We start from the raw sequence: 19,310 nt of genomic DNA, 5'->3' as shown, positions 1-19,310 counted from the left end.
TCGGTCAAGTCAAGTGGCGAAAGAAAAAATAGCCATGATTCTTTTATTTTTCTGTGGCTGTCAAAATATCATCGCGTTTGGCAATGAGTTCGGTCATCAAGGTTTCTGATAAACCGTTGTACCAAACCATTTCACGCTCTGTGATAGTGGTCGGATGTTGCAAGTTTTTAAACTGCACTTTACCATCTAACGTTTTAAGTAAATCGAGTGGATACAGGAGTAATAAACCATCTTCTTTGGCGTGGTTTGCCATTAGTTTTTGTACGTCATCGAATTGATGACTGATACTGGTACCGATGGTTAATGGCAAGGCAAAACGCGATAGCTCACGGTGTTTTTCGTATACCACTTGGTTGAGGATAATCAACAATTTTGACAACAGCACCGCTGCCAGTGGCAATTGCTCGGCTTTACCTGCTAGATGAATGACCGCGCCGTTGGCATTAAAATGCGAGTTGTCTTTGATATACACGTCTTTGATATAGCGATTTAACACATTGTTTGACGAATTAAACAAGCTGTTTGATGCGCGCATCAATAGCTGATTACACAATTGAAAATACGGTTTTGCAACTTCAGGTGCCACCCGTTTTAGCAGATGATACTGGTCGTAAAAATGAATTTGTAATTCAATTTCAGGCTGTTTTTGGCTGTCTACTGTATTTTCTTGAGCCAGATTGTCAGTCGCCTCAGTCGCTGTGGGCTGGGCTTGGGGAATGTCTTTAGCAGATTTTGATTTTTCTCGATTTAAAAAATCATTGATGGTTTTGCCAGTGGCGGCAGGTTGCGCGGTGGCGCTGCTATCCCCTGCTTTATTGTACAAGGTGTCTTCGTCTAACTGCAATTCACCACCCGCTGTCAATGCAGGGTTGGTGGGCGCTAAGCTGCCACGGGCAAGCGCGATATGCTGCTGGACTTTTTCACCCAATTGTGCAAGCTGTTCCTGCGTTGGGCGCGCCATATAGCCATAAATCAGCCATAAAAACCCATGCAAAATTGCTGACCCTAATACAAACAACCATTGACTACTGACAATCTCGCCTTTGGAGACCGCTTTCATGGTGATGATGGCGTGACCGAGGACTTGGTTGTTTTGGATAATCGGTTTGTCAATCACCTGCCCTACTTCGTTTTGTGCTTGTCCGGTTTGCACCAGCGGCTGATTGTTTTGGTCACTGATGACAAGCTTGGCGACTTCCTGATCAACTTGGTAGCGGTTTGCCAAGACGCTCAGGCTAATTCTATCTTGGCTGGTGATGCCCACCATGGCTTCTTTGGCTAACTGTTCAACAATTTTTTCACCCTTTTGGGTACGCTGCTCGTATTGGGATTTTTCACTACTAAAAGTAAGCATCAAAAAATGTAAACAAAAACTAATAAGTAGCACAATAGCGAATTTGCCTTGACGGGGGGCTAGATGATTCATGGGTAGATTAAACTTTCTTTAGGAGCGATTAAATGCTACATTATCATGTTTATTTTTTTGGCATACAAGGGGTAAACTACCATGACGACAAATTTTTTGTATCAACTTAATCAGCATTTTCCCCATAGTTACGCGATTACCCTAAGCGCCGCCAAGTTTGAATTGGGGCTATTGAGCCAAATTAGCCAAACCCTTGCAAGCCTTCATCCTGCCATTCGCCTCTTACATCAAGACACCTTAGTCAATGAGCTTGATTGGCAAGCCAATGACACACGCGCCCAAGCTGAGCAAACCAGCCCTGTGACAACGATTCGCTGGATTGTGACGCTAGAATTAGATAGCGATATCAGCGACTTACCGCAACGGATCAAACAAATCGCCGCCAACAACCTCTATCATGTAGATGTCAATGTCATGCCCCTTGCGACATTGGTGCGCCCGCATAAACTGGCGTTGTTTGATATGGATTCGACCTTGATTGAGCAAGAAGTGATTGTGGAATTGGCAAAAAAAGCCGGGATTGGTGAGCAAGTCGATACGATCACCGAATCTGCCATGCGCGGGGAAATTGATTTTGCCGAAAGCTTTACTCGCCGTGTGGCTTTGCTTAAAGGGTTATCAAGTGAGGTGCTCGAAGATATTATTGCCAATCACATTACCTTTAGCCCAGGGGCAAAACGCTTGATTAGCGCACTAAAAAATCATGGTTACTATGTGGTATTGGTCTCAGGTGGCTTTAACTATTTTGCCGAATACGTGAAAAACAGCTTAGGGATGGATGAGAGTTATGCCAATGACCTAGATATCGTCGATAATCTAGTGACAGGTGAAATCACCTCAGCGATTGTAGATGGCAAGCGTAAAGCCGAAATTTTGCAAGCCGTAGCACAGCGTCTAGGCATTAAGCTGTCAGAGACTGTTGCTGTCGGCGATGGCGCTAATGACTTGCCAATGCTAGGACTAGCTGATATCGGTATTGCCTATCGCGCCAAACCGATTGTGCGCGCCCAAGCAGATTATGCGGTAACAGTCGCAGGACTCGATGGGGTGATGACTGTCTTGGGATTGAGCGGTTCATGTTAGCGGTTAGTTTTAAGCATTAGTGTTAAAGATGAGTTTTAAAGATTATAAAAAAGCCACCCAGATTATCGAGTGGCTTTTTTGTTTTTTTGGATAAAAAAGCTAAATTGGCAATTTCGCCACGATTTTATCGACGATGACTTGTAATTTTTGCCTCACTATCGGTGATAAAATGACAATACCGCCTAGCACACCCATGAGACAGCCGAGCACGGTGTCCCAAAACCGCATGACGATAATCTCACTGATTGCGGTAGGCTGTACCGCGCTGTACTCTGCCAAAAAGATGGTCAGTGGGGTGATAAAAATAACCGCCACCCCGTAATGGCGTACCACAAAAGTCTCAATGCAAAACATCATGCCAAAAATGCCTAGCGCCACACCCATATCGCTCAAATGCACCGATAGCAATAGCCAAGCTAGCAGCATACCAATCGCTGTACCCACAATACGATGTATCTGCTTGATCCATATGCTTTGAAAATTCATCCCTTGCATGATGACATAGCAGCTCATCGGCACCCAATAGGGCTTGGGCATCTCTAGCCACAGCGCGAGCAGCAATGATAAAGCAATAAACGACGATACAATAAAAGTATCACCCAAAATCTCCCGCACGGGCATCGGTGTGTTTACCGGTAAGACAGGCTTGTTATAAATTAGCAGTAACGCATAAAAACACGCCACCATCCCCGCAAACAACGCGCCCAATGCCACCACGCCAATCAGCTGTGGGATTTGTGACACCGGTGCAGGCATAAACAGCGCAATCGCTGAAGCCATGATGATAAACAGCCCAGCAGGCGGTGGTAACTTATAATAACGGCTAAACAGCGTACACCAAAAGGTCACAAAAAACATCAAGGGAATCGTCAGAATGGGCACGTTGTGGGCGACCAAGCCAACGGCAAAACACGCGACCATCCCAAAACTACACGCCAATACCGTGGTCATGCGAGACAATAACGACCCAGTATAGGGTAAGTTTAAAATCACCATCGCACCGAGTGACGCGAGTAGCCCCATGCGCAAATCACTCAGATACGCGCCTATCATCACTGGAAAACTAATCGCAAATGCCACAAACAACGGCATATGCCAAGGTCTAGGATTGCGATTGAATTGGGTCAAGGTGGTGAGCGGGTGCTTGATATATTGGTGAGTGATAATGTTGTCCAAATGAAAGACTCTTTTGTTAATCATATTGAGGGCTAAAAATTTAAACTTAAATTTAAACTTAAATAACCTGCTAAAAACACAAAACTGGAGCAAGCCCCAGTTTTAGATGTTTATCTATTTCACATGTCATCCAAATTTAATTGGACTTAATTAGATTCGCTGTAGCGATTAGCTAGCTTGATGAATGCGTCCGATTTATCGACCTGACTCATCAACCAAAGACACGCCAATACGCTGGGCAACTTCTTCATAACCTTCGACCACATCACCTAGGCTTTGACGGAAACGGTCTTTATCCAGTTTTTTCTTGGTTTGTTTGTCCCAAACGCGGCAACCATCTGGCGAGAACTCATCGCCCAGTACGATACGGTCTTTGAATACCCCAAATTCTAGTTTGAAATCCACCAACATCAAACCACCGTCATCAAACATTTTTGATAACACGTCATTGACTTTAAAGGTTAAGGCTTTCATTTCATCCAGTTGAGCTTGCGTTGCCCAGCCGAGTGATACCGCTAACGAATCATTTACCATCGGGTCGCCCAGACCGTCATCTTTATAGAATAATTCAAAGGTAGGTGGGTTTAAGGGTTGACCTTCTTGTAAGCCTAAGCGACGTACTAGGCTGCCTGCCGCATAGTTACGCACCACACACTCGACAGGAATCATTGTTAGGCGTTTGACCAGCACCTCTTCATCCGATAATTGCTGTTCAAAATGGGTTTCGATGCCTGCTTCGCTGAGTTTTTGCATGATAAAGGCATTAAAGCGGTTATTGACTTTGCCTTTACGCGCTAACTGTTCGATACGCTCGCCGTTGAACGCAGAGGTATCATCACGAAATTCTAAAATCAGATAATCTGGATTGTCAGTTTCGAAGACGGATTTTGCTTTGCCTTTATAAAGTAAATCGAGTTTTTGCATGGTAATTCCCAAATGGCTGTTTAAGATTGGCTAAGGTTGGCTCAGAGTAGCTAATTTATGACAGTTGCATTGATTGGCTGATACGCGGTTAGCAACACAAGCTGCCAACTATCATAGATGCTATCAGCCACTCTTTATTTTACGGTACTAATTGGACGCGGTAGCTCAAAACGCTTACTGCCTTCTTTTGTGATTTTTAACGTATTTTCACCCGATTGCGGCACTGCATAAACTGGCGTAAAAGGTAGCGTTTGTGCATCTGCCGGTAATTGGATGGGTTCAAGTTTTTTGGTCTTTGTATAGTCCAAAGAATTGTCGCCAACTTTACGTTTAAAAGTAGTACAGCCTGTCATAGCAATGCTAGCAGAGGCAATAATCGCTAGGGCTAGCTGGGCGTTGAATCGATTGCGGTTGGTGCTGCGTGTTTTTTTCATAGTAAACCTGCTTTGGCAAGTGCTTCATCCATCACTTGTTGGTGTTCTGGGGTAAGCCAAGTTAATGGTAAACGGATACCTTGCTCAATATGACCCATTTTGTGTAACGCATATTTTGCAGGAATTGGACTTGACTCGATAAATAAATCTTGGTGTAAATGGGCTATTTTTTGGTTTAATGCTTCGGCTTGTTCAAACTCACCTTTGAGTGCCAAGCCAAAAATTTGGCTCATGATTTTTGGTGCGACATTGGCGGTCACTGAGATATTGCCTTTTGCCCCATGACGCATCAGTGCTAACGCGCTTTCATCATCCCCTGACAATACAATCATGCGACCTTTTACTGCTTCAATCAGTTTGGCACCACGCGCCACGTCACCCGTCGCATCTTTAATCGCGATGATATTTTCGATGTCCGCTAAGCGCTCGACAGTGGCTTGCTGCATATCAACAACAGTGCGCCCGGGTACGTTGTACAGCACTTGGGGAATGTCCACGGCTTCAGCAATGGCTTTATAGTGTAAGTATAGCCCTTCTTGGGTCGGTTTGTTGTAGTAGGGGACAACCAACAGCACGGCATCAGCGCCCGCCTGTTTGGCGTGCTGGGTCAGCTCAATGGCTTCAACTGTATTGTTAGCGCCGGTACCCGCGATGACGGGAATACGACCACCCACTTGCTTCATGGTAAATTCAATGACATCCACATGCTCTTGCATGGATAAGGTTGCGGATTCACCCGTCGTACCAACCGACACCAGTACGTCCGTACCTTGCTCGATTTGCCAATCAATGAGATTTGCCAATGATTGCCAATCGACGTCACCATTGCTATGCATAGGTGTAATCAACGCGACCATAGAGCCTTGTAGTTTATCTAAAATGGGGGTCATAACAATACCTTGGACAAAACCTTAAGTAGAATATGTAACAGCTGCGACAATTTTTTGAAAATTTTTGTCTAGTGTAGCATACATTTGGGGCGAAGTTTAAGCGCTTTGATAGCAAATGCAAGTTTCTCCACCGCTGTAGCCAATCAGGTTATAGACCCCACTCAACCAGATAATAAACCAACAACTGTTTATAGTCGCTGGCTTACAGTGGCGAATGGTATGGGTTAAGCATCAACCGTTTGAACCTGGATGGTTAGCACATCAATGGTAGGCGGGCAGTTAAACCGAAACGGCAACCCTGTCACGCCAATCCCGGTATTCACCCATACTTGGTAGCGTTTGCTGGGTTTGTCATCCTCATTGAATGCTTTGGGATGATAGTCGGATTGTTTGGCTGTATCTGGTGTGCGTAACCCTGCTGCTAGTTTATTGCCTGTCAATGCTCTGACCATCAGCGGTGTCAATACAGGTATATTGACCTGCCCACCGTGGGTTTGCCCCGCAATCACCAAAGTATCATTGTTGGCGTCGCTTAAGGTTCGCGGATTGGCTTCTAACTGCTTGATATCATGAGTGGCAATGACTAATGGCTGCCCCGCGCTGCGCTGCTGTTCAATCACGCGCGGTAAATCCATTGTACTGCCATTATGAATACCTATGATTTTTATCCCGGCAATGCGCAAGCCTTGCTCAGGCAATAATTGAATACCGAAGGTTGGCAAAATGTTCCTTAATTGCATATTGCTAGCAGGTTCGCTATTTTGTGCATCATCGACAACCTGCTGGGTATCGGCATCGCTAAGGACGGTATAGCAAGGCTTGTTCAGCGTTTTAAATGGGCTTAGATGGGCATCCAAAGTTGTCGCTTGATATAACCAATCACCCAAAATCAGCACCGCATCAACATCCAAGCGATTAAGGCATTTCACCAAACGCGCTAACTGATGCGGGTTAGAAAATATACCAATGTGGATATCACTCAGCACCGCAATTTTTGCAGCTTGTCTTTTGATAAGTTGTCGTTTGATAGGTTGTGACGATGGCGCAGCCAATGAAATATCGGTCGCGGGCTGATAGCTCGCAGATGTGGTCAAATTGATTGAAAAATGCGAAACGCGCAGCCGATTGGGCTCAACCCAGCTCATATAGATATACAACAGCGATAACGCGGTAAGCAGCCAGTAAATGATTTGGTTGTCATACAGCAGTTGCACGTTTGCCCACACTAACAACCAAACAAACCAATAGCGCGCGTAGAAACTGACCAGTTGTAGCAGGATTTGCAGGTTATCCGTTCGCGCTTTGAGTTGCACGGTTTTTAGGCACGACCATAGGATTACCAAAACGGCAATGAGCGCTCCAAGATGACCTAGCCAACTGCCAATCATGCTACTACCCATATAAAGCGTTACCTAAATTTACTGAATAATCAATAATTTGCATGAAAAATGCGTATAAAAAAAGCGCCCATTATAAATGGCAATGATGAATATGACAATTTAAACTGTCATCATATCGCAAAAAATGAATGAACAGCTAGGCGAGTTTTTTGTATTTAACTCATCTAAAAATGCCTGACTTTGCATTTTGACCCTGTTGTCTGGTAGCGACGGCAAAACAAAGACGAGCGCGTTTGCATACGTCGCACCCTGTTTAGCCTTAACCATTGGCGATTTAGATGGGCTAGCTACTTAAAAAACAAACCATAGAAAAAATCCGCCATCATTTATAAAAGCTGATATGATAGCTTATTTTCCCATGGCTTTTTAAACCTAGCCTTTTAACCATAGCTTTTAAAATAGCCTTTTAAACACAGCCTTTTAAATGTAGCACGCTGACCCAATTTGCTCAGCGCTGGTTTAGATTTTTTTGGCTCTTTAACTCATTAATTTGAAGGACGTCAGCCTTATGACAGCAAGCGTTAATGTGTCAAACTCCTATATCGAAGAAACTACAAAGCCGCAAGCACAGGCTAACCATCGCCACGCATTTGATGTGGTGATTGTTGGCAGTGGCGGTGCAGGTTTATCGTTAGCTTTATCCTTACCAAGCCATCTATCGATTGCGGTTTTGGCAAAAGACAAGCTCACTGAAGCCAGCACTTTTTATGCCCAAGGCGGCGTGGCAGCGGTACTATCGGATGATGACTCGGTTGATGAGCATGTCGATGATACCTTGATTGCAGGGGCAGGTCTTTGCCATGAAGATGCGGTACGTTTTACGGTAGAGCATAGCCGAGAAGCTGTGGAGTTTTTGCTCAAACAAGGTGTCAAGTTTACCTTGGATGAAAACGAAACCTTGCACCTGACCCGTGAAGGTGGTCATACCAAACGTCGTATCATCCATGCGGCAGATGCCACTGGGGTGGCCATTTCTACCACGTTAGTCAAACGTGTCAAACAATGTCCGAATGTCAAACTGTTTGAGTATGTCGCTGCCATTGATGTCATCACTACCAATAAGCTTAGCAAACATAACTACAGTCCGATTAGCGAGCCCAATCGTGCTGTGGGGCTGTACGCCCTTGATTTGGCCACCAATCAAGTCATTACCTTTACCGCACCCTTTATCGCCTTGGCATGCGGTGGTGCTTCAAAAGCGTATTTGTATACATCCAACCCAGATATTGCCACGGGGGATGGTATCGCGATGGCATGGCGCGCAGGTTGCCGCGTTGCGAATTTGGAATTTAATCAGTTCCATCCTACTTGTCTCTATCATCCAGAAGCGCGTTCGTTTTTAATCACCGAAGCCATGCGCGGTGAAGGTGCCTACCTACGCCTGCCAGCAACCAAAGAACACCCAGAAGGTGAGCGCTTTATGCTTCGCTTCGATGAACGGGGTGAGCTGGCACCGCGTGATATCGTGGCTCGCACCATCGATTTTGAGATGAAGCGTTTGGGAATACGTCATGTTTGGTTAGATATTACTCATAGAGACCCAGCGTTTATTAAAGGTCATTTCCCTATGTTATATGAGCGGCTACTAGAGCTGGGCATTGACATGACCCAAGATAAAATCCCCGTAGTACCCGCCGCTCACTACACCTGTGGCGGGGTGATGGTCAATGAAAACGCCCAAACCGATGTGTTCAATTTATATGCCATGGGCGAAACGTCATTTACGGGTCTGCATGGCGCCAATCGCATGGCGAGCAACTCGCTATTAGAATGTTTTGTGTATGGGATGACTGCAGCGCGCCATATTGCCGCCGCATTTGCAGAAAATCGCGTCCCCCCCATTCCTGCTATTCCTGATTGGGACAGCCAACATGTAACCGACCCTGACGAAGAAGTCATCCTACTACAAAACTGGGATGAATTGCGCCAAAGCATGTGGCACTACGTTGGTATTGTGCGCTCAGACAAACGCCTACATCGCGCACTCAACCGCATTTTGTTGTTAAAACAAGAGGTAAATGATTACTACGCCAACTTTGTGGTCAGTAAAAATCTGATTGAATTGCGTAATTTGCTGCTAGTCTCTGAGCTGATTGTGCGCTCGGCGCTACGTCGCCACGAATCGCGCGGACTGCATTACAACAAAGACTTTCCACAAACTTTGCCAGTCGCGGCAGATGTGATTCTAACGCCATCTATGCCATAGTATGGGTTAAATAAAAAAGGGGAAGTTTATCATCCCCTTTTTTTATAATAATTCTAAAAGCTTGATAGCACTAAATAACGACATTAAATACCCAGCTGCGTTAGCACTTTTGCCAACACTTCATCGGCTGTACCCTGCGCATCAATGCGTTTGACGCGCTGCGGTTGCTGCGCTGCTTGATAAGCAAACCCTTGATGCACCCGCTCAAAAAACGCTAGCTGATTTTGCTCAAAGCGGTCTAGTTTGCCGCGATTTTTGGCACGGCTCATCCCTTCTGTCACCGGTAAATCTAGCCAAATGGTCATATCTGGCATTTTTGCCACAAACTGCTGAATCAGTAATTCAATTTTGCTAAGTTCTGCCCTATCGCCCTGTTTGCGCCCAAACCCTTGATAGGCAATGGTGGAATCGGTAAAGCGGTCGCACAGCACCCATTGACCCTGAGCGAGCGCTGGCAAAATCACTTGCGCCACATGATCGGCACGTGCCGCAAACATCAATAAGAGTTCACTGTCCTCTGTCATAGTCGTTGCAGGGTCAAGTAACATGGCGCGTAACTGCTCAGCAAACGGACTGCCGCCCGGTTCACGGGTCTGGATAAAATCGATGCCTTGCGCGGTCAAATACGCTGCCAGATTGGCAATCAAGGTGGACTTACCCACCCCTTCGGTACCTTCAAATGAGATAAATTTTTGGCTAATGGGGGCTTTCGCAGCTGTTTGCATGGGTATCGTTTTTTACTGACCTAATTGGCTGTTTTGGCTGGCGCGTTTTTCACGCATCACCCGCAGATAATCTTGCACCGCTTGGTTATGGTCTTCTAAATTACTGGTAAATTTATGACCGCCATTGCCCGTTGCCACAAAATATAGCGAATCGGTTTGATTTGGGTGGAGTGCCGCTTTAATGGATGCAATACTTGGCAAGGCAATCGGTGTCGGTGGTAAGCCGTCAATCTGATAGGTGTTGTAAGCGGTTTTTTCTTCAAGGTCAGATTTGCGAATATTGCCATCGTAACGATCGCCCATGCCATAAATCACGGTGGGGTCGGTTTGTAGGCGCATATTATTCTTCAGACGATTGACGAACACGCCTGCCACTTCACCCCGCTCACTTTCGACACTGGTTTCTTTTTCAATAATCGATGCCATAATCAGCGCTTCATATGGTGTCTTGTACGGGAGATTGGCTTGGCGATTGTTCCAGTTTTCCATCAATGCTGTGTGTTGACGGGTAAATAAATCCGTTAGCACTTTTTTATCGCTGCTGCCTTCATTAAAATAATAGGTGTCCGGTGAAAACCAACCTTCAAGGTTGCCATTCGGATGGTAGTCAGCAGGGATATTGAGCCCAAGTTTATCGACGTCAACTTTGCTACCATGGATAACTTCGTTTTTAATCCCTTTATTGTCCATCAAATGTTGATATAAATCTTTGGCTGTTTTGCCTTCAATGATTTGCACTTTGATAAAAGCGACTTTTTCACCTTGTTGTAGCATGGCTAAATAATTGGCAAAACTTGGATTTTCAGGCAGTTGATAGACCCCTGAATGGAGCGGTTTATCCACCGTCATTTTGATATATAGTTTGGCGAGTGGCGCGACGAACAGCTTTTTCTTTTTATCCCAGTCGTCTACCAGCGCATAGTAGGTTTGACCTTTATTGATGGTCACCATCTGCTTAGGCTGGGTGATAGTGCCATATAAGGTGTTATACCAAGCAAATAACAACCAGCCTAGCACCAATACAATAAACCCCACTAGCCCCAGTAGACGGTATTTATTTTTTTTGTTTCTACCGGTGATGTTGTCATTGAATTCTCGCGTTGAACGATTAATCAGACAAGCATCGTTAATATTGACGTTTTTGCTATGAGGGTCTTCGTCATCCTTATCCTTGATATCCTTATCTTTGCTATGATTGTCCTGCAATTGAGAATCTGGAATATCCACTGCGTGAGGTGCGTCACTGTGCTGAGTAGGATGATGCTCAGAACCTTCTGAGTTATTAGACATATTATTATTAGATTGGTCGTTCATAGAGAAAGCTTATATTGACTCAATTAGCGAGAATTTAACAATTAATGACAAAAATAGCAATTTTTTTTGGTTACCAGCAACACGATTTAAGTTAATTTTTGCGTATAGATTGGGGCCAAATCAAGCGCTGTTGACTGCCCATTGGGTAGCATCAATGCTTGAATGGGCAAAATCCCCCGTACGGCATTGCAAAAGAACAAGCTTGTGATATTGGCTAAATCCTCGCTGGCTAAATACCGCTCCTCATGCACCCTATCGGAGTCGGCAAACTTAGCCAATAACACCTGCCGCATCACCCCTTTTACCCCTGAGCGGTTGATAGGCGGTGTGTACCACACGTTTTCATGATTAAGCTGATAAAACACATTGCAAAAGGTACCTTCTACCCAATCCCCCATCACATCTTGCACCAGCCCATCAATCATTTGCGCATCTTGAGTTTGATGCTGCCACAGCTCGTGACTTGCCATCACTTTATCTTGGGCGTTTAGTAGCTTAAGTCCTACCAAGGGTTTGGGTAAACAAGCAATTTGCTGCGTAAGACAAATGGCGGTAGCGGCAGGTTGGATGATGACTTGATTGGCTTGCTGTGCTAATGGCTTATCGGTGGGCATGAGCTTAATAAAAGCGTCAAATTCAGAGTTGCAAAATCCATAGCCTTTGATAGGTTGGTTTTTTCGGCAGACTATCAGCTTGAGCATACCGTGATTGAGGGTTTTAGCAAAATTGGCTAACTGGCTATTAAAGTATGCGCGGATAGTGTGATTGGGGGATTCTAAATTGGCGGCGTATAAATTGAAGGAGTCTAAATTGGCTGCGTCTAGGTCAGCGTTGGTTAAATCGAGTTTTAACGCCTGGGCACTCTCGTCGATTCTATCTAAGTGGTAACTGAGCCAATTGATTTGTCCTGCAACCACCGCCATGGTGGTAAAAAACCCATCGCCATATGCTATGACCCGTGAGTCAATATCGATAGCGGTGATTGGCGTTTGCTTGGCATACTGAGCATCAGATAATGAATACCACATGGTTATTTGGCTACTTGATTAAATTGATAGTTGACTGTCTGACAGTGAAAGCCGCATCAATCAACCGCTTTTTTTAGCGGTTTTGGCGGTGACAGTCGGTTTTCTGACCACCAAATCACAATGATAATTGTCACAGCGTGCTAATTCTACCAAAATTCCATGGTAGCTCGTATTTTTAATCGGCTGTCCTTGCAACATGTGGGCAACAACGTCCGAGCCATCTTGCCCAAACCAATTTTGGGTCAGGTGAAACGCGGTTTTGGCATGCTGGATACTGAGGTTTTTAACGCTGGCATTGTCATAGGCACTGGCATAATACCACTGTAACTCGATATACATAGGTGAATCAAGCAAATCAAAATACGGCTCACCGATTTTGGCAAAACTATATTTAGTTGCCACATTGCTTCGGTAATCCAAGCTTTGCTTATCAATGGTAATGGGTTGACCCAATAATAACGTCATGGCTTCGGTATTGTGGATACTGACTTTGTTTGCCAGCGTTTGTTGCTGCCACTCATTGATGGGATAAACCACAGGCGTTGGCTGCGAGGTAGGGTTGATAGACGGATTGGCGGCTGTGGTCGATGCGGTAGTGCTAGCGGTCACACTGGCACTGCGTTGTGAGGTGATTTGTTTGACCTTATCACAGCCAGTTAAGGTAAATGCTAAGATAAGCCATCCCCAGCCAAGATGGTTTAGCCAAGTGGGTTTATTTTGGGTAGCGCCTTTTTGGGTAGCGTCTATCGGATGTGCTGAGCGGTTTCGACGCGATAAAAAAAGCGGTTTGCGGGCAATTAGCTTCATTGTGTTTTGTAAACGTATATTGTATAACGGGTTGGTGTGAATAGCGCATTGTAACAAGGCATTGACAGCAGTTAACAGTACGCTTTTGTTGTTATTTTTAGCCACGTTGATGAAATGCTAAGCTTTACACCCACCCAATCATAACCTAGCCAATTAAAACCCATCCAATCAAAACCCAGCATTGATATAGCAGCCACAGTTATTGTAAAGTGAGGGGAATTGGTAATTTTACTCATCGTATTATAGGTTTTCCCATGTCATCAGTTCCTGATTCAAACGTCCGTTATCATTGCATGGTAATCGGCAATCCGATTGCCCATAGCAAATCGCCTGATTTGCACCAAGCCTTTGCCAAACAAACTGGCATCACCTTGTCTTACCAACGCCAATATTGTCCCAACGATGTCGACAGCTTTACCGCTGTCATCGAAGCATTTTTTGCCGGCGGTGGCACAGGGGCAAATGTGACCGTACCTTTTAAAGAGATGGCATTTGCGCTGTGCCAGCAGCGGGGTCAACTATCTGAATACGCGCGCTTGGCGGGTGCAGTCAATACCCTTGCCATCAAAGCGGGCAAACTGTATGGCGACAATACCGATGGTCGCGGTTTGGTGGCGGATTTATTATCGCAAGGCGTCAGGTTAAAAGACGCAAACGTTGCTATTTTGGGGGCAGGTGGGGCGACTCGTGGCGCGATTTTGCCGTTGCTAGATGCCCAAGTAAAATCGCTACATATTGCCAATCGCACAGTAGAAAAAGCGGAGAATTTAACCCGATTATTTGATACCGATAAGCTCACCTTTTCAAATTTGACGGATTTACCCAATGATATTGAGGTGATTATTAATGCAACGTCGATAGGTCTAAGCGGTGACACCTTGCCGTTCGCTAAGGATATGACGGTCGATTTTGCCTATGACATGATGTATGGCAAACCATCCGCGTTTTTGGACTTTTTTAAAGCGAAACATGCCAAAACCTCGGATGGCTTGGGAATGCTGGTCAATCAAGGGGCATTAAGTTTTGCGCTTTGGACGGGTAAACAAGTCGATTTGACGAATTTTCAGTTTTAGCTTTCTCATAAAAAAGCACTACGCACTCGCCTACGCTTTAGATAAAATAGACAAAACCAAAATTTGCCCAAGAGAGCGCAGGAAAACCCAATAAAAAAAGCCAGTTTGTCACTAGCTTTTTTTAGTCATACTAATTTAGCGATTCGCATTGCCTAATTGCGATAAAATATCACTGATTTCTTTGTTGGCCTGGCTCTCAGTTTGGGTATCGCCATTTGGCGTCAAACTATCAAATAACTGTGGCAAAAGCTCCGCCATACTTTGACGGACTTCACTTTGGTCGACACCAGTTTGTGACGCAACTTGCGCCAACTCATCATTATCAAATAGCTGATTGATATCATTAGCATCCAGCGGTTGGTTTGATTGATGCGCACTCATCCAAGAGTTGGCTTGATGCCCAAATCCCATATTTTGGATTTTATTAAAAGCGCCTGATAGACCCCCATTACGCTGAATAAACATTAACGCGATTGGCAACAAAGCCGCCATTAACATACCCTTACCACCAAAGCCACTTTGACTTTGTGGAAATTGGTTCATACCCACGTTATTGCCCATACCACTACCTAGACCACCGCCCATGCCACCCCCTAGCACGCTACCTAGCACTTGTCCAAGCACGCCACCTTGGGACATACCTTGATTTTGGTTCATCGCCATACCGATGATATCATCCAAACCAAAACCATTTGACTGCATTTGTGGCTGCTGCATCCCGCCGCCTAAAACATTACCAAAAATATTCCCTAGGCCGCCCATATCTGCTTGGCTTTGACCGCCCATTTTGCTTTGGCCCATTTTGCTTTGAATGGCATTTTGCGCCACTTGTGTTACTAGACTTGTTAATAGACCCATGGTCATTCCCTTTTATCTTTTTCAATGATTGTCGTATATCACCAATAATAATGCACTGATGCACGCCCATTGCCAACTGCACTTAAGTTCAAGCTAAAATGCGCAGTCGCCTCAACACTTGGTTGATTTAATTGTAGCAATATTGAATATAACTTATATACCATTTTTGTTATCGCTCCAGCGTGTTCGCTAGCACCTTAAATTGCCGCCATGTATCGCGATCCACTTGGTCTTGCCAAATGGTTACACTGATTTTAGTTGGCGCTGATTCTATCAAGCCAAACGTTAAAATCACTAGGCACCCCATATCAGCGATGCCCAGCAAATTTGCCTGCCACACCGCTTGTTTACTCTGTCTAGGTACTTTGATAACCCCACGTACCCACTGGATTTGCCAGGTTAAAAAATCAAAATTGTCATAGGGTGAGGTTTGATTGTTAGTTTGCGATTTGGCGTGTAACGATGAAATAGCCAATAAGTGACAACTCGATATTTGCCCGAACCAAAGACTGGCTATAGCGACCATACCTAGCAGAAGTTTGTAGATAAGTGCCAAAGGCACCAGGGCCAAAATGCCAACAACCACCCATAAACAAGCCCCCCACAGCAGTTTTTTATCCACACTGGGTTTGAGCGTGGCATCAATGTCAATAAATGACGTGTTATGACGCGATAAGTAGCGCTCGTTCATCTAAGTCAATTAAGAAGAAGCTTTTAATGATTTGAGCTTGGCTATCAAATCAGCAAATTCTGGCTTGGTCGGCTGATTGTGTAAAAACCAATCCAGCAAATCAGGATCTTCTTCTTTCACCAATTCTGCAAAAATTTGCTGCTCTTGTGAGTCGGCTTGTAGATAGTGCGCTCTTACATACGGATCAAAATAATAATCGAGTTCTTTTAGACCGCGTCTGGCACGATAGATGACTTTGCGCTGCTCTAATGTAGGTTCTGGCTGGTTGTCACTCATGATAAATCCTTATCGTTGCGCGTTAAATTGATGTAATTTTTAAATTTTTATGAAGCGTTTGCTTGTTGGGTCGCTTGCCACATCGCAAGCCCTGCTTTAGTCGCTGCTACGTTATGGGTACGCAATATACACGCCCCTTGCTGTACAGCAAATAGCCCTGCAACCATACTACCAACATCTCTATCGGTAGGGTCATGGGGTAGATTGACTAACTTGAGGACTTCACCAACAAAGCGTTTACGGGATAATGCTACCATGACAGGTAAGTTAAACGTATGCAACCGATAAAATTCATTCAGCCATGCCAGATTTTGCTGGGCGTTTTTGGCAAAGCCAAACCCTGGGTCAATGATAAGATTATCACGTCTGACCCCACCCGCCATAACCTCATCAATGCGCTGCTGTAACTCGGTAATAACATCGTTATATAAATCTTGATAATCATTTAGCTGATTCATGGTCGTTGGCTCACCGCGCATATGCATGAGCATGACAGGGATATCGAGCTTGGCAGCGGTAGCAATGGCATCGGGGCGCGTCAAGGCTCGGACATCATTCCAAATTTTTGCGCCGACTTGACTGGCGAGTGTCATCACAGTCGGGCTACTGGTATCAACCGAAACCCACACTTGCTCACCAAAGTTATGATTAATCGCTTCAACCACTTTAATGACTCGGTCAATTTCTTCTTCCTCACTCACAGGACTGGCGTTTGGGCGAGTAGATTCCCCCCCCACATCAATAATCGTCGCCCCGTCTTTGATCATCTGCTCGGTGTGACGCAAGCCTTGGTCGATATGATTATATCGACCGCCATCAGAAAATGAGTCTGGGGTGACATTTAAGATCCCCATGATATGGGGATAAGATAAATCGAGCGTTTGATTATGATAATGAATGGCAAAGTTGGGAATGGGCTGTAACTGCATGATGTCCGCAATGATTGCTAAAATTTTCTACTATTTTAAGTGAAAAACAAAAAAACCGCTATCAAGTTGGTAGCGGTTTTTGGGTAACTCATATTATGGATAAGTTACATTGCAGGTAACGGCGGTGGGGTTAAGCCCGACCCACTTGAGGGTGGATTGCTTGGTTTATCAAAATTTACTCTAACAGGCTCTTGATAAACTTTAGGCTCGCGTGGTGGGATACCCGCCATAATGTCTTGCAATTGGTCACGGTCGATAGTTTCCCATTTCATTAACGCATCAACCATAGCATGCATTTTGTCCGCATTACCTTCAATTAATGCACGTGCGATATCATACTGCGCTTCTAGGATACGACGAACTTCATCGTCCACTTTCTGCTGGGTCGCTTCTGAGATAGTGCGAGATGAGGCACCAAAGTAACCTTGATTTTCATCTTCTTCGTACACCATCACACCCATGGCATCTGACATACCGTATTTGGTAACCATCGCACGTGCCATTTTGGTAGCACGTTCAAAGTCATTTGACGCGCCAGTCGATTGCTGATTGATAAAGGCTTCTTCAGCGATACGACCACCAAACAAAATCGCAATGTCATTTAGCATTTTTGACTTATAAACACTGGTCTGATCATGCTCTGGCAATTGCCAAGTAACACCTAACGCCCAGCCACGCGGCATAATAGTAACCTTATGCACAGGGTCGGTACCCGGTAGCATTTCAGCCACTAAGGCATGCCCTGCTTCATGATAAGCCGTTGCACGACGCTCTTCTTCACGCAGTACCATCGATTTACGTTCTGGACCCATATACAGCTTGTCTTTGGCTTCTTCAAAGTCGTTCATATCAACTGACGCTTTATTGTTACGTGCAGCAAATAGTGCCGCCTCGTTCACCAAATTCGCTAATTGTGCACCACTAAAACCTGGGGTACCACGCGCCAATGAACGAATATCGACGCCAATTGTTGAGGGCAATTTTTTCATGTGTACACGAAGAATTTGCTCACGGCCTTTGATATCAGGCAAGCCAACTTGTACTTGACGATCGAAACGACCTGGGCGCAACAATGCTTTATCGAGTACATCGACTCGGTTGGTTGCAGCAATCACGATTACCCCGTCATTGCCTTCAAAACCATCCATCTCAACCAATAACTGGTTCAAAGTTTGTTCACGTTCGTCATGACCACCGCCCATACCCGCACCACGATGACGACCGACAGCATCAATCTCGTCAATAAAGATGATACAAGGGGCATTTTTCTTGGCTTGTTCAAACATATCACGCACACGGCTTGCACCGACACCCACAAACATCTCAACAAAGTCAGAACCTGAAATTGAGAAGAATGGTACTTTCGCTTCACCTGCAATCGCTTTGGCAAGCAAGGTTTTACCAGTACCGGGTGGACCTACCATCAACACACCACGTGGAATAGTCGCGCCAAGTTTGGTAAATTTTTCTGGGTCACGTAAAAAGTCGACAATTTCTGTTACTTCTTGCTTGGCTTCATCACACCCTGCCACATCTGCAAATGTCACTTTGATTTGGTCTTCTGATAACATTTTGGCTTTAGATTTACCAAAACTCATCGGACCCATACCGCGACCACCACCTGCACCACCACCACTCATGTTACGCATGATGAACAAGAACAAGCCAATAATTAATAGCACAGGGAAGCTTGCAATCAGTAATTGCATCATCACGCCTTGACGTTCAGGGGTGGCACCTTGAACTTCAACATTATGCTTGATAAGCTTTGGCATTAGCTCAGTGTCAGTGACTGCAGGACGCACTGTCTCAAAGGTTGAGCCGTTTTTCTTTTCGCCAGAAATTTGCTCACCGTCAATTTTGACACTTTTGACCTGGTCAGTTGCCACTGCAGTGACAAATTGGGAGTAATTGAGCTTATCAGGTTCATTGCGGGTATCAAAATTGCTAAAGACTAGCACTAATACCCCTATCACAACTAACCACAATAAGGTATTTTTTACCATGTCGCTCACGTTGTTTTTCATCCTTCGCGTTAGGGGGTTGATTAAAAAGTGGGGTTAAATCAAA

18 protein-coding genes are annotated in these 19,310 nt (G+C 44.9%); 3 read left to right on the top strand and 15 right to left on the bottom strand.

The window, feature by feature from the left end; all coding sequences use genetic code 11:
• Positions 1-43: 43 nt before the first annotated feature.
• Complete coding sequence (locus RT422_RS04910) at positions 44-1,426, bottom strand: hypothetical protein (protein ID WP_007116152.1); 1,383 nt, start codon at positions 1,424-1,426, stop codon at positions 44-46.
• Between the two features lie 81 nt (positions 1,427-1,507).
• Here RT422_RS04910 and serB point away from each other — a divergent pair, with 81 nt between their 5' ends.
• On the top strand, positions 1,508-2,509 hold the full coding sequence (gene serB, locus RT422_RS04905; RefSeq protein ID WP_313421519.1) for a phosphoserine phosphatase SerB: 1,002 nt from the start codon (positions 1,508-1,510) through the stop codon (positions 2,507-2,509).
• A 99-nt stretch (positions 2,510-2,608) separates the two neighbouring features.
• On the opposite strand, the gene RT422_RS04900 is transcribed toward serB, so the two are convergent.
• The 5 genes from RT422_RS04900 to RT422_RS04880 all read right to left on the bottom strand — a co-directional run bounded on the left by RT422_RS04900 (position 2,609) and on the right by RT422_RS04880 (position 7,333).
• Entirely contained in the window at positions 2,609-3,709 is a 1,101-nt protein-coding gene (locus tag RT422_RS04900; protein WP_313421518.1) for an FUSC family protein, read from the bottom strand.
• A 171-nt stretch (positions 3,710-3,880) separates the two neighbouring features.
• Positions 3,881-4,609 carry a phosphoribosylaminoimidazolesuccinocarboxamide synthase gene (gene purC, locus RT422_RS04895; protein WP_095356156.1) on the bottom strand — a complete coding sequence of 243 codons (729 nt, stop codon included), beginning with the start codon at positions 4,607-4,609 and terminating at the stop codon, positions 3,881-3,883.
• Positions 4,610-4,743: 134 nt separating this feature from the next.
• On the bottom strand, positions 4,744-5,043 hold the full coding sequence (locus RT422_RS04890; protein ID WP_007116155.1) for a hypothetical protein: 300 nt from the start codon (positions 5,041-5,043) through the stop codon (positions 4,744-4,746).
• Complete coding sequence (gene dapA / locus RT422_RS04885) at positions 5,040-5,933, bottom strand: 4-hydroxy-tetrahydrodipicolinate synthase (RefSeq protein WP_239741487.1); 894 nt, start codon at positions 5,931-5,933, stop codon at positions 5,040-5,042. The genes RT422_RS04890 and dapA overlap by 4 nt, the downstream gene beginning before the upstream one ends.
• 224 nt (positions 5,934-6,157) lie before the next feature.
• Entirely contained in the window at positions 6,158-7,333 is a 1,176-nt protein-coding gene (locus tag RT422_RS04880; RefSeq protein ID WP_313421517.1) for a metallophosphoesterase, read from the bottom strand.
• A 508-nt stretch (positions 7,334-7,841) separates the two neighbouring features.
• On the opposite strand from RT422_RS04880, the gene nadB reads away from it, so the two are divergent.
• Positions 7,842-9,539: an L-aspartate oxidase gene (nadB, locus tag RT422_RS04875; RefSeq protein WP_282850348.1), complete on the top strand. Its 1,698-nt coding sequence runs from the start codon at positions 7,842-7,844 to the stop codon at positions 9,537-9,539.
• Between the two features lie 83 nt (positions 9,540-9,622).
• Here the strand turns inward: nadB and tmk are convergent, their stop codons facing one another.
• From tmk to RT422_RS04855, 4 genes are all read right to left on the bottom strand, one after another.
• On the bottom strand, positions 9,623-10,264 hold the full coding sequence (gene tmk / locus RT422_RS04870; RefSeq protein WP_313421516.1) for a dTMP kinase: 642 nt from the start codon (positions 10,262-10,264) through the stop codon (positions 9,623-9,625).
• 12 nt (positions 10,265-10,276) lie between these two features.
• Entirely contained in the window at positions 10,277-11,578 is a 1,302-nt protein-coding gene (gene mltG, locus RT422_RS04865; RefSeq protein WP_313421515.1) for an endolytic transglycosylase MltG, read from the bottom strand.
• A gap of 86 nt (positions 11,579-11,664) precedes the next feature.
• Positions 11,665-12,606, bottom strand: a complete 942-nt coding sequence (locus tag RT422_RS04860; RefSeq protein ID WP_313421514.1) for an aminotransferase class IV — start codon at positions 12,604-12,606, stop codon at positions 11,665-11,667.
• Between the two features lie 60 nt (positions 12,607-12,666).
• Positions 12,667-13,413 carry a hypothetical protein gene (locus RT422_RS04855; protein WP_313421513.1) on the bottom strand — a complete coding sequence of 249 codons (747 nt, stop codon included), beginning with the start codon at positions 13,411-13,413 and terminating at the stop codon, positions 12,667-12,669.
• Positions 13,414-13,667: 254 nt separating this feature from the next.
• Between RT422_RS04855 and aroE the strand changes: the two genes are divergently transcribed.
• A complete protein-coding gene (gene aroE, locus RT422_RS04850; RefSeq protein WP_313421512.1) occupies positions 13,668-14,486 on the top strand; it encodes a shikimate dehydrogenase in 819 nt (272 codons plus the stop codon).
• 135 nt (positions 14,487-14,621) lie between these two features.
• Here aroE and RT422_RS04845 read toward each other — a convergent pair whose 3' ends face one another.
• From RT422_RS04845 to ftsH, 5 genes are all read right to left on the bottom strand, one after another.
• A complete protein-coding gene (locus tag RT422_RS04845; protein ID WP_313421511.1) occupies positions 14,622-15,344 on the bottom strand; it encodes a YidB family protein in 723 nt (240 codons plus the stop codon).
• Positions 15,345-15,513: 169 nt separating this feature from the next.
• Positions 15,514-16,035 carry a hypothetical protein gene (locus RT422_RS04840; RefSeq protein WP_313421510.1) on the bottom strand — a complete coding sequence of 174 codons (522 nt, stop codon included), beginning with the start codon at positions 16,033-16,035 and terminating at the stop codon, positions 15,514-15,516.
• A gap of 9 nt (positions 16,036-16,044) precedes the next feature.
• Positions 16,045-16,311, bottom strand: coding sequence for a succinate dehydrogenase assembly factor 2 (locus RT422_RS04835; RefSeq protein WP_007116167.1), 267 nt, complete (start codon positions 16,309-16,311; stop codon positions 16,045-16,047).
• Between the two features lie 47 nt (positions 16,312-16,358).
• Positions 16,359-17,240 (bottom strand): dihydropteroate synthase, encoded by an 882-nt coding sequence (folP, locus tag RT422_RS04830; protein WP_313421509.1) that lies wholly within the window; start codon positions 17,238-17,240, stop codon positions 16,359-16,361.
• A gap of 104 nt (positions 17,241-17,344) precedes the next feature.
• Positions 17,345-19,246, bottom strand: coding sequence for an ATP-dependent zinc metalloprotease FtsH (gene ftsH / locus RT422_RS04825; RefSeq protein ID WP_313421508.1), 1,902 nt, complete (start codon positions 19,244-19,246; stop codon positions 17,345-17,347).
• Between the last annotated feature and the right edge of the window lie 64 nt (positions 19,247-19,310).

Source organism: Moraxella sp. CTOTU49803, assembly GCF_032097965.1.
GTDB lineage: Bacteria > Pseudomonadota > Gammaproteobacteria > Pseudomonadales > Moraxellaceae > Faucicola > Faucicola tetraodonis.
Note: the sequence above shows the minus strand (reverse complement) of the source record. Positions and strands in the feature narration are given on the sequence as shown.

Excerpts from the sequence above, each read along its gene's own strand:
- nadB (WP_282850348.1), top strand. The coding sequence starts at position 7,842 with ATGACAGCAAGCGTTAATGTGTCAAACTCCTATATCGAAGAAACTACA.
- RT422_RS04890 (WP_007116155.1), bottom strand. The coding sequence starts at position 5,043 with ATGAAAAAAACACGCAGCACCAACCGCAATCGATTCAACGCCCAGCTA.
- purC (WP_095356156.1), bottom strand. The coding sequence starts at position 4,609 with ATGCAAAAACTCGATTTACTTTATAAAGGCAAAGCAAAATCCGTCTTC.
- serB (WP_313421519.1), top strand. The coding sequence starts at position 1,508 with ATGACGACAAATTTTTTGTATCAACTTAATCAGCATTTTCCCCATAGT.
- folP (WP_313421509.1), bottom strand. The coding sequence starts at position 17,240 with ATGCAGTTACAGCCCATTCCCAACTTTGCCATTCATTATCATAATCAA.
- tmk (WP_313421516.1), bottom strand. The coding sequence starts at position 10,264 with ATGCAAACAGCTGCGAAAGCCCCCATTAGCCAAAAATTTATCTCATTT.
- ftsH (WP_313421508.1), bottom strand. The coding sequence starts at position 19,246 with ATGGTAAAAAATACCTTATTGTGGTTAGTTGTGATAGGGGTATTAGTG.
- RT422_RS04835 (WP_007116167.1), bottom strand. The coding sequence starts at position 16,311 with ATGAGTGACAACCAGCCAGAACCTACATTAGAGCAGCGCAAAGTCATC.
- RT422_RS04880 (WP_313421517.1), bottom strand. The coding sequence starts at position 7,333 with ATGGGTAGTAGCATGATTGGCAGTTGGCTAGGTCATCTTGGAGCGCTC.
- RT422_RS04910 (WP_007116152.1), bottom strand. The coding sequence starts at position 1,426 with ATGAATCATCTAGCCCCCCGTCAAGGCAAATTCGCTATTGTGCTACTT.
- RT422_RS04860 (WP_313421514.1), bottom strand. The coding sequence starts at position 12,606 with ATGTGGTATTCATTATCTGATGCTCAGTATGCCAAGCAAACGCCAATC.
- RT422_RS04840 (WP_313421510.1), bottom strand. The coding sequence starts at position 16,035 with ATGAACGAGCGCTACTTATCGCGTCATAACACGTCATTTATTGACATT.
- dapA (WP_239741487.1), bottom strand. The coding sequence starts at position 5,933 with ATGACCCCCATTTTAGATAAACTACAAGGCTCTATGGTCGCGTTGATT.
- mltG (WP_313421515.1), bottom strand. The coding sequence starts at position 11,578 with ATGAACGACCAATCTAATAATAATATGTCTAATAACTCAGAAGGTTCT.
- RT422_RS04900 (WP_313421518.1), bottom strand. The coding sequence starts at position 3,709 with ATGATTAACAAAAGAGTCTTTCATTTGGACAACATTATCACTCACCAA.
- RT422_RS04855 (WP_313421513.1), bottom strand. The coding sequence starts at position 13,413 with ATGAAGCTAATTGCCCGCAAACCGCTTTTTTTATCGCGTCGAAACCGC.
- aroE (WP_313421512.1), top strand. The coding sequence starts at position 13,668 with ATGTCATCAGTTCCTGATTCAAACGTCCGTTATCATTGCATGGTAATC.
- RT422_RS04845 (WP_313421511.1), bottom strand. The coding sequence starts at position 15,344 with ATGGGTCTATTAACAAGTCTAGTAACACAAGTGGCGCAAAATGCCATT.